Here is a 14,720-nt window from a genome sequence, read left to right as displayed (position 1 = left end):
GGTCAGGAAATGCGGTAAAGGCGGCGCGCATTTTCCCAGGTCTGCTGTTCCACTTCCTCCGCCCCCATCCCGCGGTTCTCCGCAATCGCCCGGACGACCAGCGGCAGGTTCAGGGAAGAATTTCTCGTCCCCCGGTGCGGTTCCGGCGCAAGATAGGGCGAATCCGTCTCCAGCACCAGCCGGTCCATGGGCGCATACCGGATCACCTCCAACAGGCGCCGCGCGTTTTTATAGGTAGAAACACCGCCGATGCCGAGGAAAAAGCCCAGTCCCAGATATTCCCTGGCCATCTCCCGGGAATAGGAGAAGCAGTGAATGACGCCGCCGATCTCCCCGCCCCGGGCTTCCCTCAGGATATCCAGCGTATCCTTCGCCGCCTCGCGGCTGTGAATCACCACCGGTTTTCCCAGCTCGCGGGCGAGATCCAGCTGGCGGCGGAACCACTTCTTCTGCGTCTCCCGGTCCGGTGCCTCCTTCTCATAATAGTCGAGGCCGATCTCCCCGACGGCGACAAACTTCGGAAGCCGCGCCGTCTCCCGGACCCTGGAAAATGTCTCCTCACTGAGCTCTCCTACGCTCTCCGGGTGAATCCCGGCAGCCCCGTAGAGGAAATCCCAGGCCTCCGTGAGCTCCCGGGTAGTCTTAAGTGACCGGAGCGTACAGCAGACATTGGTCACATGACCGATGCCGGCGGCCGGGAAGCTTCGAAGAAGCGCATCCCGGTCTCCGTCAAAGGCCGGATCGTCGTAGTGCGCGTGCGTGTCAAAAATCATGGTCAGCCTACTTCCGAGCCGGCAGCGATATCCGCCATCGTGGTGAGCAGGCTCAGGCTGCCCTTGTCATCCAGGGCGGAGAGAAGCATGCCCTGGGACTCCATGCCGGCCATCTTTCTCGGCGGCAGGTTCGTGATCGCGATCACCTTTTTGCCCACCAGCTGCTCCGGCTCATAATATGCCTGGATTCCGGACAGGATCTGGCGGGTCTCCCTGCCGAAGCGGATCTTGAAGCAGAGAAGCTTCCTGGACTTCGGAACCTTCTCGCAGGAGAGCACCTCGCCGACACGAAACTCACATTTCGCGAAATCGTCGATCGTGCAGGCCTCCTTGGTCTGCGCGGGCGTGTCCACAAAGGAACCCGAGTCAGGGGCGGCGCCATTTTCCGGAGCTTTTCCTTCCCCTGATGAAGCTTTCTCCTTCTCCCCGGCGGTCTCAGGATTTCCGGCCTCCGCCGCGTTCTTCTCCGCGGCAGCCCTCTGCTTCTCCTCAATGGCGTCGATCTTCGGCTCAATCTCCTTGCGGTCGATGCGGGCAAACAGCGTCTCCGGCGCGTCAGTCACATGGCTTCCCGACGGATAGAGGCCGAACCTGTCCATTTCCTCCAGGGAACGCTTTGCACAGCCGATCTCCCGAAGAATCTTCTCCGAGGTCTCCGGCATAAAGGCATACAGCAGCGAGCCGCCGATGGCAATCGCCTCGGTCAGGTTGTAGAGAACCGTCGCCAGGCGGTCCTTCTTCGCTTCATCCTTTGCCAGCGTCCAAGGCGCCGTCTCATCGATATATTTGTTGCTCCTGCGGAAAATCTCGAAAATCGCGGTCAGCGCGTCCGCCACGCGGAGCTGGTTCATCTTCTCGTCCGCCTTCTTCACCGCGTCGAGGACAGTCTTTTTGAGATCCTCGTCCACCGGCTCCGCGGCGCCCGTGTCGGTCACCACACCGCCAAAATACTTGTTGCTCATGGATACCGTGCGCTTCACCAGGTTTCCGAGGATGTTGGCCAGATCGGAGTTATTGCGCTCGATCATCAGGTCCCAGGAGATCACGCCGTCGTTGTCAAACGGCATCTCGTGAAGAACGAAATAGCGGACCGCGTCCACGCCGAAGAGATCCACCATATCATCCGCGTAGATGACATTGCCCTTCGACTTGCTCATCTTGCCGCCGGCCTGCAGGAGCCACGGATGGCCGAAAACCTGCTTCGGCAGCGGCTCGCCGAGCGCCATCAGGAAAATGGGCCAGTAAATCGTATGGAAGCGGATGATGTCCTTGCCGATCAGGTGGAGATCCGCCGGCCAATACTTCTTGTACAGCTCGCCGCTCTCCCCGCCGCAGTTGTAGCCGATCCCGGTGATATAGTTCACCAGGGCGTCCAGCCACACGTAAACCACATGCTTCGGGTCGAAATCCACCGGAATCCCCCACTTGAAGGAGGTGCGGGACACGCAGAGGTCCTGAAGGCCGGGCTTCAGGAAGTTATTCATCATCTCATTCTTGCGCGCAACCGGCTGGATAAACTCCGGGTGCTCATTGATGTAGTCGATCAGCCTCGGCGCGTACTTGCTCATCCGGAAGAAGTATGCTTCTTCCTTTGCCGGCGTCACCGGGCGCCCGCAGTCCGGACAGCGGCCGTCCACCAGCTGGGATTTCGTCCAGAAGGATTCGCAGGGCGTGCAGTAGAGGCCTTCATAGTACCCCTTGTAAATGTCGCCCTGGTCGTACAGTTTCTTGAAGATTTTCTGGACCTGCGCCACATGATCTTCATCCGTGGTGCGGATAAAGCGGTCATAGGAGGTGTTCATGAGATCCCAGATTCTCTTGATCTCTGCTGCAGTCTGGTCAACGAACTCCTTCGGCGTCATGCCGGCTTCCTTCGCCTTATTCTCGATCTTCTGGCCGTGCTCGTCCGTCCCGGTCTGGAAATGGACATCATAGCCCTGCTCTCTCTTCCAGCGGGCAATACTGTCCGCGAGGACGATCTCGTAGGTATTCCCGATGTGGGGCTTGCCGGACGCATAAGCGATCGCCGTAGTAATATAGTATGGTTTCCTGATTTTCTCTGTCATGAAGTGCCTCCCGTCTCCGCCAATGATGCGGCGTAAAATTCCGCGGATGATGCGGATTTGTCAAAAACAGCATATCCGCGGCGGGAACATTTGTCAAGAAAAGGGGCAGAGGGGATGCCGGCGCAGCAAAGCGCGCAAAAAACGGGCGGCTCCCGGAAGAACCGCCCCTCTGCCGCCTGGAAAATAAACACAGTGCCAAACAGCTCAGATCATGCCGAACTCTCTCCGGAACGAGGCGCAGATGCCGTCGTGCACCCAGTCCGCCAGCGGATGGTGGACGACGCAGAAGCCATGCCCGACCCTGGGTGCCTGGATCATCTCGCAGGGAACCCCGGCGCGGAGGAGGCGCATGCCGTACTCCAGCCCCTCATCCCGGAGTTGGTCGTACTCGGCCGTGACGATAAAGTGCGGGCAGAGGCCGCCGAGATTCCGGCAGAGGCCGGGAAAAGCGTAGTAGGACTGCGGGCTTCCGTCCGCCGGAGCATAGGTCGATTCCGGCGTCTCCAGCCACGGCCGCTCCGGCCCGAGCGCAAATCTCTGATTCTGGTAGTAGGAATACGAGGGTTCTGCCGTGAAGACGCCGCAGTTGATCACCGCGAGGGAAATCCTCGGCCCGCCGTGATCCCGCGCCCAGAGCGCCATGCCGGCGACCAGGTTTCCTCCAGCGCTCGTACCGTGAAGGCCGATCCGCTCCGGATCCATACCATTTTCCCGCCCATGGTCATAGACCCACCGGAGCGCCGTAAGGCAGTCCATGAGCGGCGCCGGGAAATGCACCTCCCGGCTGGCCAGGCGGTATTCCACCCCGACGACGACCGCCGGCGTGTGCTCCGCGAGATAGACACAGCGGTGATTGTCGATATCCAGATTGCCGCCGATCCAGCCGCCGCCGTGCACCTCCAGGATGACCGGGGACAGGGCCGGGGCATCCTTCGGCCGGAAGATCCGGATGCGGATGTGCTGTCCGTCCTCTGACCCTGGAATCTCCCTGTCTTCCATCGTCATCCCCTCAGGGAGCGTGAATGCCTTAAGATTCTTCTGCTGCTCCCGGAAGGCCGCGGCCTTCTCCTCGTCCGTCCCCCAGGCAAGTGTCTCATTCACCCTCAGGTGATCCTCATATCCCGGATAAATTGCGAATTTCATGCTTTTCCTCCCATCTTCTCCCGAATCTCCGCGAGCTGCAGCAGAGCCTCCCGCCAGCGGCTCACCCGCATATTCTCCGGCTGCTGCACCATTCCCGAGACCGCGTCAAGCTTCATCGTATACGGGGCATCAGCGGTAAATGGCTTCCATGCCGGAAGGGCCGGCTTACGGCTTCCGTTCGGCGTCCCGTGCTTCGCGAACTCCGCCCAGTAAGTGCTGCAGGCGTAGGCCAGCATATAATCCGCCGGCTCCCACGGCCGCCAGGATCTCGTCAGCGTCCGGAAAACGTACCACAGGTCCGCCGCGTGGAATGGCCCCATGGCATCCCCCGGAAGCTGCCGCTCCAGCGCATACACATAGGTCTCCCCCTTTCCCTGCCGCTCCCTGAGCAGCGCATAAGCCTCAGCCGCGGCCCGGGCGGTCTCCGTGGTCATTTTGTCCTGGTAATCCCGGAACGCCTCCCCGTCCTCCGGGCAGAGCGCGAGATACTGCGCTCCCGCCGCGCCGAAGCACCGGCTGACAATCTCCTCCAGATGCTTTCTATTCCTGGCAATCGGAATCCCCTCATGCCCGGTATAGCCGATAAGAATCGGGACTGCCGGGGTCTCCCCCTTCGCGATCGCAAGCTCGCAGGTGCGCTCAAGCACATAGCCGTCCACCACCGGGCTCCGGTCCGAGAGCCCGGTCTGCCCCTGCCCGCTGATCATCGCCGCTTTCCAGCGCGCGCAGAGTTCTTCCCCGGACAGGGCGCGCGCCTCCGCGATACTGCTCACACCGAGCGCCTTAAGCGAAGTCGCCTTCTCCGTCTCCGCGAGTGTGCGGAAGCTCATATCCATGATCGGCAGCGGGCCGCCGCCGGACTGCATGACCGCCTTCTGGTAAAGCCCCTTCGTGAGCTTTGAGCAGAGCAGCGCCTGCACCGAGGCCGCGCCAGCGGACTGGCCGGCCAGCGTGATGTTCTCCGGGTCGCCGCCGAAGGCCGCGATATTCCGCTTCACCCAGCGGAGCGCCGCGATCTGGTCGAGAAGACCGTAATTCCCGGAGACGCCCCGGTCATTCTCCGCGTCGAGCTCCGGGCTCACCATCCAGCCGAAGATATTCAGCCGGTAGTTGATGGTTACCAGGATCACCCCCTGGCGGGCAAAGGGCTCGCCGTCAAAATGCGCGGAGTGGCCGTACCCGGTCATGAAAGCGCCGCCGTGGATCCAGAAAATCACCGGGAGCTTCTCATCCCGGGACTTGGCCGGCGTCCAGACGTTCAGATAGAGACAGTCCTCGCTCATGGGCTCCTCCACCGGATAAAATTCCTTCTCGTAAAAGGAGCCCTTCCCGACGCCGAGCTGATAGCAGCGGCCCGAAGGCCTCGCGCAGTCGCGGGTTCCCTCCCAGTGCTCCGCCGGCTCCGGCGCGCGCCAGCGCAGGCTGCCTACCGGCGGCTTCGCGTAGGGAATGCCATAATAAACGGTGATCGAAGGCCAGCCGCAGGCAATCCCGCGGACACGGCCATTTTCCACCTCGGTTTCACGAAACATATCCGATCCCTCCTCTTTGGAAAGAGGCCGGAGTGCCATGGCACCCCGGCCCTTCCGGTTCAAGTATACGCCTTGTCAGAGAAAATACTTATAAAATTCATTTCACCGATTTTGCAGTTTCCACATATTTGTCCACCAGTGCCGGGTCAACCTTGGCCTTCATCAGGTCGATGACCGCCTGGCTCGCGTCGGGATAGAGGCTCAGGATGTCCTCACTGGCGTCGGAAACCTCACAGCCCATATCCGTGCAGACTAAATTCCGACACCATTTCTCCATGATCCCCCCTGTATCTTGCCGGCGCCCGAAAGCGCACCGTTTGCATCCTTCATCGTTCCGGGCGCCCTCGGCGCCCGGCCACACCCAGTTTACCATATCCTGCCCGGCAGACAATAAACAATCTGATAAAAAGCCCCTGTATTGCCCGAAATTTCATTTCCCTTTATAATGAGCTTATCCGGTTGACAATCCGGCGCCGCGCATGCCCGCAGGCCGGTGGTGACGGCCTTTTCACCTTGTCATCCTCAAGATTCCCGCACCTGTTCAGAGAACCGCTTGGAGGTATATCATGAAACAATCCCTGCACTCTGCCGCTGCCCTGCTCCTGGTTCTGGTGATTACCGCCCTGTCCGCCTGCTCCGGCGGGAATGCCCTCGCGGCTGCCACCACGACAGAAACCGCGAAGACTGAATCTTTCTTCACAGCCGGGGATAGCAGCGCGGCTGCCACCCTGGAAGAGCAGAGCGAGCGTGACCGCTGTGACCAGCTCTTCCGGGAAGCCTTCTCCGATACCCTGGCGAACAGCCGGATCACCGCCCACTATCTGCTGCGCCATCCGGAGAATTACGACGTTGACCTGTCCGAACCTGCCTATTTCCTGATGACAGAGGACAATCTCACCAAATCCTTCGCCGAGGATCATGACACGCTCGCCAAGGTGGAAGCGATCGACCGGTCGAAGCTCGACAGCGGCCGCCTCCTGACACTCCGTATGCTGGAAAATGCCCTGAAAGCCAGCCTTCTCGGGGAAAACTGCATCTATCTCTCCCAGCCGCTCAGCCCGGAGTATGGCATCGCGAGCCAGCTTCCCGCCACACTCGCCAGCTACCGGCTGGACAGCACGGCGGATATCGAGGCGGTGATTTCCTATATCAATCAGATGGGAGACTATTTCGACAGCCTGATCGATTTCGAGAAGCGGCGGATCAAGAAGGGCATCCCCATGGATGATGACACGATCGACCGCTCGATCGCGTCCATCCAGCCATTTCTCGTGCCCGCAAAGGACAATATTCTCGTGACCTCCCTCCCGGACAGGCTGGATGCGCTCGGCCTGACGGACGAGGAGCAATCCTCCTGGGTCTCGAAAATGACTGACGCGGTGAACCAGAGCCTTCTCCCGGCGTACACAAAGCTGGAGAGTGACCTGAAAGGCCTCAAGGGGCACAGCGCGGAGAGTAAAGGCCTTGCCGGTTATGACGGAGGGAGCGATTACTTCCGCTATCTTCTCGCCTCCGTCTGCGGCGAGGACCGGTCGCCGGAAGAGCTGGAAGCACAGGTATACGTGCATCTGATGGCCGACCTCACCGCGATGGGCAGCGCGCTCCAGAAGGATGCCTCCCTCGCTTCTGCCGAGGATCATGTGGGGAAGGGCCTGGATACGCCGGAAAAGATCCTGGATTCCCTGAAAACCGCCATCACCGCCGATTTTCCGGACACCGGGAATACCCCCTACGAGGTTCACACCGTCCCGGATTCCTTAAAGGACATCATGGCGCCGGCATTTTTCTACTCTCCCACCATTGATGGGGATGAGCCCAACCAGATCTATATCAATGGAAGGAACAGCGGCACCTCCCTCTACGCCACACTGGCTCACGAGGGCTATCCCGGCCATCTCTATCAGTACGCCTACCTGAAAAAGGTTGGAGAAAATCCTCTCCGCCGGCTTATCTCCACCGACGGCTACGCCGAGGGCTGGGGCGAGTACGCGCAGCTCTACGCCTACCGGCTCGACCAAAATCTCTCCGATGAAGAGCGGGACTACCTGACGCACCAGGCATCCGCCAACTTAGGCCTCTACGCCCTGCTGGATCTCCGGCTGAATTATGACGGCTGGAGCCGGGATGACGCGGCAGGTTTCCTGCGCGATACCTTCGGAATCACCGACAACGCCACCGTGGACGAGATTACCCATGCCGTCGTGGACTCCCCGTGTGAGTACCTGAAATATTATACCGGCTGCATGGAAATTACAGACCTTAGGAAAAGAGCGCAGGAGCAGCTCGGCGATCAGTTTAGCGCCGCGGAATTTCACCGGTTCATCCTGGACATGTACGGCGCGGACTTCGGCCTCATCCGCGAGGAATTTGAAAACTGGCTGAACAGCCAGGGAGCCGAGGCCTCCTGAGCCAGCACAGCCGGAGGCTTCCGACACAGACGGGGAGCCGAGGCCTCCTGAGCCAGCACAGCCGGAGGCTTCCGACACAGACGGGGAGCCGAGGCCTCCTGAGCGGTCAATCCGGCACAGACGGGCCTGGGGCTTTCTGCGCATTATGGCCAGGCGCCTGCCGATTGAATAGAGCCGCACTTCATGGTAAAATCAGGGCATCTGTCCGGGAATGACCTGCCGGGCGGAATCTGCTCAAAAGACTGGAGGCTTCCTATGCATCATCTGCTCGCGAATCTTATCGTCTATGAAAAAATCAAGAAGGATCCTGTGCTCACCGCTCTGGCGGACATCTCCCGGGCAGTGGACGAATCCCTGAACGATCCGGAGGGGCATCCCCTCGAGGCCGACCGGCTGCGCGCCGCTGCATTTGACCAGGTGCACCAGATCATGGTCACCGCCACCAACTATGGCTTTGAAAACAACCTGTGGCAGGCCTACATCGCCTTCCTCCTGATGACCGACGAAAACCCGCTCGCCCTCGTCAGCGAAAAAAAAGGTCTTCCTCTCGGCTCGGCCAGCTTCTTCGCCATGAAGGATTATGCTGTGCTGATGAAGCTCATGCACTATGATTTCACCGAACTGGAAAATGCCCTGGGCACCGATGCGTTCACCGTGCTCAACCACTACCAGTCGATCCGGAAGCACGAGCGGATGTACTACAGCTATATCAGCCGCGTGGTCAATGACCTCACCATAAAGCTCAGCGCGGCGGACACCCCGGAAGCGTTCTCGGACGCGGTCAGCGCCTTCTATCTGGACTACGGTGTCGGAATGTTCGGCCTGAACAAGGCGTTCCGCCTCAGCAACCACGCGGACGGCACCCCGGAGCTGATCCCGATCAACAACCTCGACACCGTCAACTACGACGACCTCGTGGGCTACGAATATCAGAAAAAGCTGGTGCAGGACAACACCCAGGCCTTCATCGACGGCAAGGCGGCCAACAACGTGCTGCTCTACGGCGACGCCGGCACCGGGAAATCGACGACCGTCAAGGCGACCCTGAACGAATTCTATCCCCAGGGTCTCCGGCTGATCGAGATCTACAAGCACCAGTTCAAGGATCTCTCCTACGTCATCTCCGCGGTCAAGACCAGGAATTATAAATTCCTCATCTATATGGACGACCTCTCCTTCGAGGATTTCGAGATTGAGTACAAATACCTGAAGGCGGTCATCGAGGGCGGTTTTGAAACCCGCCCGGACAACATCCTGATCTATGCCACCTCCAACCGCAGGCACCTGATCCGCGAGACCTCCTCCGACCGGAATGACGTCGGCCAGGGAACCGAGGACGTCCACCACTCCGACACGATGGAGGAAAAGCTGTCCCTTGTGGATCGCTTCGGCCTGAGCGTCCTGTACACCAAGCCGTCCTTCGAGGAGTATCATGAGATCGTCCGCCGCCTGGCGGCAAAGTACCGCATCGACATACCGGAAAAGGAGCTGATCCAGAAAGCCAATGCCTGGTCGGTCGGCCGCGGCGGCCATACCGGAAGGGTTGCCCAGCAGTTCATCAACTCGCTGAACCCCTCAATCTCCGGGAAATCCTGACCCGGGGTTCTGCCGAATCCTTCGGAACGAACCGGAGGACAGCCAAAAAATGTTCGGAGCGGGCAGCTTTTCGCGGCCCGCTCCGTTTTTTCTGCAATATCCTCAAGCGCTTCTCCCGGAGGCCTTCCCCGCTCAAAGCCCCTGCTCCGCGAGCAGCCGGTCAATCGCCGCCTGCATCTCCGCCACCGTATGGCGCCTTGCCCTGGCACACTCCTGCGCCTGCCGGCCGCAGATGAGGCACTTCCGGTACGCCTTCCGGGACAGCTTTCTGCCGTCGGCGCCGATCACATCCATATCGAAAAGGCGTCCGAGAGGATTCTTCTCCTCGATCGCGAGCGTCAGGCTTTTCACCTCATCCGCGGAAAAATCCACCGCCATCATCAGCTCGTCACCGGTCTTCTCATGAAAGGCCTTTTCCTCAAGAATCACGGCGCCCACGCCGTCCAGTGCCCGGCGGAGCTCCTGCTCCCCGAGAGCAAATGCCTTCCGGATCTGCGCGTTCGTCTTCACCGGCCCCGGGATATTCATACAATAGGAGATCAACGTCTTTCCGTATTTCTCCCGCAGGTCTTCCTGGAGAGCTGCCCGCCGCTCCCGGCAGGCCAGCATATCCGCAAGTTCAGCATGTTCCCCCGTCATACCCCGCCTCCGCATCAATAGTGAATCACATTTTTCTCGCCGCGGATTCTCCGGAGCACCGGTTCCGCCTCCGGGCTTGTAAAATACGCATAGGTTGTCTCCGGAACCAGCTTCCGGAAAGTCTCCAGATCCCCGTCCTTCAGCGCCTGTCGGGCTGTCGATGCGCTGATCACCTCGCCACCGGCTTCCTTCCGCGGGATCACGCGGCACCCGATGCCCGCCTCCGGCAGTTTCTCCTTCATCACGTCATTGTAGATGCCGGTCACCAGGCTTCTCGGCTCCTCGCCCACATAGCGCCTCCCGATGCCGAGGGCACGGGCGATGCGGATGAAGACCGTGAGGTCCAGCAGCGCATGCCCGCGGATCACCGATTCCGCGTCTTTCTGAAAATAGCTGGGAAATGTGGCGCTGCTGATGATGTACGGCCCGGACTCATGGTAAATGAGATTGCCGAGATCGGCCGTCCCCTCCCGGACCAGCTTCTCCCGCACCCGGAAGGGCACCAGGGAGGCATCCTCGGACACCATGAACAGGTGAACCCGCTGGTTCTCCGCAGCTGCCTTCTCCACAAGATACCGGTGTCCCAGGGTAAACGGATTCGCGTTCATGACCACTGCCGCGGTCTCCGCGGGCGGGGCGGAAGGCACCCCGGCGGACGCATTTTCCAGCGCTTTCAGGTAATCCGCAAAACCGGTTCTCCGGTTCTCCATAAAGACCAGATTCTGCTCCTCAACGCGGGCGATCTCATAGAAGCCCAGGTCACCGAAAAACTTCGCCGAATCGCACTTAGTATACAGGAAGAGATGCAGATTGCCCCGCTCGTACTGAACCTGGATCAGGTGGGAAATGATCTGGTTCATCAGCCCCTCGCCCTGATGCTCACGGCTGACTGCAAAGCAACGCAGCGTATTGCCGAAACAGCTCCCGGTGCCGATCACCCGCCCATCACTATCCGACATGGCACAGGTGTAATCCAGATGGGGATCCAGACGGATGCCTTCCGCATGGAGAAGTTTCTCCACCTCCCCCATTGTCCAGCGGTCGCCGGGGTACACCTGGGAAATTCCGTATTCCTGTTCAGACATCGTGATTCTTCTCCTTCTCTGCCATAACGCGCATTTCTTCTGCGCCGCGATAACACGCATTCTGCCGCGCCGCGATAACGCGCATTCCGCCGCGCCGCGATAACGCTTCCTCTTCCACCCGGAGATGGCGGCTGGTTCTCCCTTACATGCCGAGATAGTGCACAAGCATGATCCAGGCGAGGCTGTAGTAGGTCACTACACCAACCAGGTCCGTCACCGTCGTGATGAGCGGGCCTGAAGCCACCGCGGGGTCAACGCCGACCTTCTTGAAAAACATCGGGATCACGGTGCCGACCATGCTGGAAATCAGCATGGCAAGGACAAGAGAGAGCCCAATGCAGAGGGAGACGCTGAACGCGGTCGCCGGCGCGTATCCCTTCGCCAGCGCGATATAAATCCCGACGCCCACCGTCGCGATCACGCCGAGAACGAGGCCGTTCAGAAAGCCGGTGGTCATCTCCCGCCGGACAAGGCGCAGCTTTTCATGACCCGTCAGGTTCTCATCCATCAGGACACGGATCGTCACCGCAAGGGACTGGGTGCCGACATTTCCCGACATGTCCAGGATCATCGACTGGAACGCCATAATGATCGTCAGCTTGGCCACGACCTGCTCATACATGCTGACCACCGAGGAGACCATCAGCCCGAGGAACAGAAGCAGCACCAGCCAGGGCAGGCGCTTCCGGACGCTTGTGGAAATCGGCTCGTTCAGGTCTTCCTCCGCGCTCAAGCCGCCCAGCTTTGCGTAGTCCTCGCTCATCTCATCATCGATGACCTCAACCACGTCATTGGCGGTCACAACGCCAAGGATTTTATTTGCCCGGGAGAGCACCGGGATCGATTCCTCGGAATAATCCTCAATAACGCTCAGGCAGTCGGCAATCTTCTCGTCGGCGTACACCGACGGGTAAGCCGGAACCACGATGTCCGCCAGCGAATTTTCCTTTCTGGCCAGGATCAGGTCCTTCAGGGAAAATGCGCCCGCGTAGGTTCCATCGGCATGTTCCACGTAGATGGTGGAGATATTGTCGTGAACAGCCGCCTGGGCGACCAGCGCCTTCATTGCCTGCTGGACGGTCATGGAGAGCTTGACTCGGATAAAATTCGTGGTCATACGGCTCGCGATCGTGTCCTCCTCGTAAGCCGCCATCTTCCGCAGCGTCTCCCGCTTGTCCACATTCATGTGGGACAGCCAGGATTCCTTGCGGTCGCTGTCCGTGTTTTTCAGGAAATCGACCGCCTCATCGGTCTCCATGGCGCTCAGGATCTGCGCCGCCTTCTCATCCGGCAAAGCTTCCAGGTACGTCTCCGCGTCATCCACGTCGTCCACGTACTCGATAATATCCGCAACCCGAGCAATTTCCAGGGTATTGCAGAGCATGATCCACTCGCCGTCACTCAGCCTCGGCAGGATCGCCGCGATATCCTTCTCATGGAAATCGTCCAGCTTGTCCCGGATCTCCTCGGGCTGGGCGCCGGAGCGAATGATCCCGAGAATCTCCTGAAAGCGCTTCTCTTTCTTATTTTCTTCCATAATATTGCCTCATCTGACCGCAGGATAGCCACTACTATCCGAAATATAGCCGCATCCGCCCGCCGGATAGCCGCTTCTATCCGAAATATAGCCGCGCCCGCCCGGTCTTCCCTGCCAGGCCGCGGCAGCTTCCTGCCTCCCCGACAAAAGACCGGCATGCGCGGAGCAGTTACAGTATACACTGGAATCCCTGCTCCGGACAGCTTTTTGCCAGGTAAAAGTTCTGTAAAATGCCGCGGGCACCCGGACCCGGGCCGGGAACGTGCGGAACCATCGACGCCGCAAATTCAATAAACGGCGACGCCACGACACAGGCAGAGAACGTGCGGATCCCATCAGGCCCCGCCGAGATAGCGGTTCAGCGCCTCACGCAGGCTGTTCGGCACATACCGCGGCCCGCGGACAGAATAGATGCCGAACTCATTTTTCAGCCTCTCCCTGGGAAATGCCGTCTCCTCCAGCACCGCCTCACAGCGGAGCACCATGACCCGGCTGCTTCGGAAATTCCTGCGGAGCACGCCTTCCGCCGGCAGATCTGTCTCCACCGCCCGGCAGCGGTAGAGCAGGGCGCCGATCGGGACGCCGGCATAAATATAGACGATATCTCCGGGGAGGACATTGCTGCTCTGCGTCCACTGCACGGTGTCCGATTCATCGAAAAAATGGCGGGGATCGCAGTAGCTGACGCTCGCCGGGATCAGCCATTCCCTCTGCCCCCGGATTTCCCGCTTCCGGTGCTTTTCCGTGTCGGCAAAGCTCTGGTCAATCAGCTCCGTCACCCGCGCGAAAGGCACGATCTCCGGAAGTACGGAAATCCAGCTGCCCGGCGGAAGATGATAGGCCGGAAAGATCCCCTCCTCGCGCAGGAGGATGTCGTGCATCACGGCATCGGAAATCTTGAGGCAGAGAACCTCCGCCCGGCCCGAGGCATCCAGAGGAATCGCCCTCCCGCCCCGGGAACGCGGCCCTCCCGGAGTTTCCGCACTGCCGGCAGAAAATCCCTGCGCCTCCGCTCCGCCGGCAGAAACGGCCAGCTTCCCCGGCGGCACCCGCATAAGCAGCGCATACATCGTTTTACTGCCCTCATGGCGGAGCGCTGCGTACGAGGGAAACCTGCGCCAGGGATAATCCGGTACGGTATGATATTTCTTCTGCGCATACGCAAAAATCTGCCGCCGAACCGTATCCGCGCTGCTCTCACTTATTCTGCCCAAGCGCATTTCCCCTTCCTAATGGAAAAACGCCGCCGGACGGACAGCGGAACCTCTTCCGCGCCCTCCCCGACGGCACACGGTGTGCATCCCTGCTGGCAGGATATCTTTCCCATCCTCTCCGGCAGATACAGATTATGCCTCAGCGATTGCCTCGATCTCGCAAAGAATGCCCATCGGAAGTTCCCGCACGGCGACGCAGGAGCGGGCCGGCTTAGACGTAAAGAACTTCGCGTAAACCTCATTGAATGCCTTGAAGTCCTTCATATCCGCGAGGAAGCAGGTCGTCTTGCAGACCTTGGAGAAATCCACTCCGCCGGCCTCAAGGATAGCGCCGACATTACGGCAGCTCTGCTCCGCCTGGGCCGCGATCCCCTCCGGAACCTTTCCGGTCTCCGGATTGAGCGGCGTCTGTCCGGAAACAAAGACCAGTCCGTTGACAATATATCCCTGGGAATAGGGGCCGATAGCTCCCGGCGCCTTTTCTGTTGCGATCACTTTCATGTCTGTCTTCCTTTCTGTGCTGTACTATTCTTATGCTGCCGGACAATCCCCTGCCCTTCTGAGAAGAAAAATCGGCTATCCCGCGAAGTTCAGGTCCCGCCCGTTCTGTCTAAAACTATACAACGCCGGGCGAAAAATTGCCACACCGGAAAATATTTTTCAGGAATGGCGATAAGATTATCGTGCCTGTTCGACCGAAGGGCTTTGTTTACCATCCTCGGCTCAG

12 protein-coding genes are annotated in these 14,720 nt (G+C 59.8%); 2 read left to right on the top strand and 10 right to left on the bottom strand.

Annotated features, from left to right (window positions below):
- Nucleotides 1–2 precede the first annotated feature (2 nt).
- From ISF27_RS07290 to ISF27_RS07270, 5 genes are all read right to left on the bottom strand, one after another.
- The gene (locus ISF27_RS07290) at nt 3–773 is read right to left on the bottom strand and encodes a TatD family hydrolase (protein WP_194610660.1); all 771 of its coding nucleotides are present in this window, start codon (nt 771–773) and stop codon (nt 3–5) included.
- A gap of 2 nt (nt 774–775) precedes the next feature.
- The gene (gene metG, locus ISF27_RS07285) at nt 776–2,839 is read right to left on the bottom strand and encodes a methionine--tRNA ligase (RefSeq protein WP_194610658.1); all 2,064 of its coding nucleotides are present in this window, start codon (nt 2,837–2,839) and stop codon (nt 776–778) included.
- Between the two features lie 204 nt (nt 2,840–3,043).
- Nucleotides 3,044–3,982: an alpha/beta hydrolase gene (locus tag ISF27_RS07280; protein WP_194610656.1), complete on the bottom strand. Its 939-nt coding sequence runs from the start codon at nt 3,980–3,982 to the stop codon at nt 3,044–3,046.
- The gene (locus ISF27_RS07275) at nt 3,979–5,514 is read right to left on the bottom strand and encodes a carboxylesterase/lipase family protein (RefSeq protein ID WP_194610654.1); all 1,536 of its coding nucleotides are present in this window, start codon (nt 5,512–5,514) and stop codon (nt 3,979–3,981) included. Before ISF27_RS07275 ends, ISF27_RS07280 begins: the two co-directional genes overlap by 4 nt.
- 97 nt (nt 5,515–5,611) lie before the next feature.
- A complete protein-coding gene (locus tag ISF27_RS07270) occupies nt 5,612–5,791 on the bottom strand; it encodes a hypothetical protein (protein ID WP_194610652.1) in 180 nt (59 codons plus the stop codon).
- Between the two features lie 289 nt (nt 5,792–6,080).
- Between ISF27_RS07270 and ISF27_RS07265 the strand changes: the two genes are divergently transcribed.
- Together ISF27_RS07265 and ISF27_RS07260 are read left to right on the top strand one after the other, a co-directional pair.
- Entirely contained in the window at nt 6,081–7,922 is a 1,842-nt protein-coding gene (locus ISF27_RS07265; protein WP_194610650.1) for a DUF885 domain-containing protein, read from the top strand.
- Between the two features lie 255 nt (nt 7,923–8,177).
- Entirely contained in the window at nt 8,178–9,518 is a 1,341-nt protein-coding gene (locus ISF27_RS07260; protein ID WP_194610648.1) for an ATP-binding protein, read from the top strand.
- Between the two features lie 132 nt (nt 9,519–9,650).
- Here the strand turns inward: ISF27_RS07260 and citX are convergent, their stop codons facing one another.
- The 5 genes from citX to ISF27_RS07235 all read right to left on the bottom strand — a co-directional run bounded on the left by citX (nt 9,651) and on the right by ISF27_RS07235 (nt 14,494).
- Nucleotides 9,651–10,157 carry a citrate lyase holo-[acyl-carrier protein] synthase gene (gene citX / locus ISF27_RS07255; RefSeq protein ID WP_194610646.1) on the bottom strand — a complete coding sequence of 169 codons (507 nt, stop codon included), beginning with the start codon at nt 10,155–10,157 and terminating at the stop codon, nt 9,651–9,653.
- A gap of 14 nt (nt 10,158–10,171) precedes the next feature.
- Complete coding sequence (gene citC / locus ISF27_RS07250) at nt 10,172–11,242, bottom strand: [citrate (pro-3S)-lyase] ligase (protein ID WP_194610644.1); 1,071 nt, start codon at nt 11,240–11,242, stop codon at nt 10,172–10,174.
- A 142-nt stretch (nt 11,243–11,384) separates the two neighbouring features.
- Nucleotides 11,385–12,779 (bottom strand): magnesium transporter, encoded by a 1,395-nt coding sequence (gene mgtE, locus ISF27_RS07245; RefSeq protein WP_194610642.1) that lies wholly within the window; start codon nt 12,777–12,779, stop codon nt 11,385–11,387.
- A gap of 335 nt (nt 12,780–13,114) precedes the next feature.
- A complete protein-coding gene (locus ISF27_RS07240; RefSeq protein ID WP_194610640.1) occupies nt 13,115–13,993 on the bottom strand; it encodes an MmcQ/YjbR family DNA-binding protein in 879 nt (292 codons plus the stop codon).
- A gap of 132 nt (nt 13,994–14,125) precedes the next feature.
- Entirely contained in the window at nt 14,126–14,494 is a 369-nt protein-coding gene (locus ISF27_RS07235) for a RidA family protein (protein WP_194610639.1), read from the bottom strand.
- Between the last annotated feature and the right edge of the window lie 226 nt (nt 14,495–14,720).

Source organism: Clostridium vitabionis, from assembly GCF_015351765.1.
Taxonomy (GTDB): Bacteria; Bacillota; Clostridia; order Lachnospirales; family Lachnospiraceae; genus Clostridium_R; species Clostridium_R vitabionis.
This window is presented reverse-complemented; position numbering and strand designations above follow the sequence as displayed.

Excerpts from the sequence above, each read along its gene's own strand:
- ISF27_RS07290 (WP_194610660.1), bottom strand. The coding sequence starts at position 773 with ATGATTTTTGACACGCACGCGCACTACGACGATCCGGCCTTTGACGGA.
- mgtE (WP_194610642.1), bottom strand. The coding sequence starts at position 12,779 with ATGGAAGAAAATAAGAAAGAGAAGCGCTTTCAGGAGATTCTCGGGATC.
- ISF27_RS07280 (WP_194610656.1), bottom strand. The coding sequence starts at position 3,982 with ATGAAATTCGCAATTTATCCGGGATATGAGGATCACCTGAGGGTGAAT.
- ISF27_RS07260 (WP_194610648.1), top strand. The coding sequence starts at position 8,178 with ATGCATCATCTGCTCGCGAATCTTATCGTCTATGAAAAAATCAAGAAG.
- ISF27_RS07275 (WP_194610654.1), bottom strand. The coding sequence starts at position 5,514 with ATGTTTCGTGAAACCGAGGTGGAAAATGGCCGTGTCCGCGGGATTGCC.
- ISF27_RS07270 (WP_194610652.1), bottom strand. The coding sequence starts at position 5,791 with ATGGAGAAATGGTGTCGGAATTTAGTCTGCACGGATATGGGCTGTGAG.
- metG (WP_194610658.1), bottom strand. The coding sequence starts at position 2,839 with ATGACAGAGAAAATCAGGAAACCATACTATATTACTACGGCGATCGCT.
- ISF27_RS07265 (WP_194610650.1), top strand. The coding sequence starts at position 6,081 with ATGAAACAATCCCTGCACTCTGCCGCTGCCCTGCTCCTGGTTCTGGTG.
- citC (WP_194610644.1), bottom strand. The coding sequence starts at position 11,242 with ATGTCTGAACAGGAATACGGAATTTCCCAGGTGTACCCCGGCGACCGC.
- citX (WP_194610646.1), bottom strand. The coding sequence starts at position 10,157 with ATGACGGGGGAACATGCTGAACTTGCGGATATGCTGGCCTGCCGGGAG.
- ISF27_RS07235 (WP_194610639.1), bottom strand. The coding sequence starts at position 14,494 with ATGAAAGTGATCGCAACAGAAAAGGCGCCGGGAGCTATCGGCCCCTAT.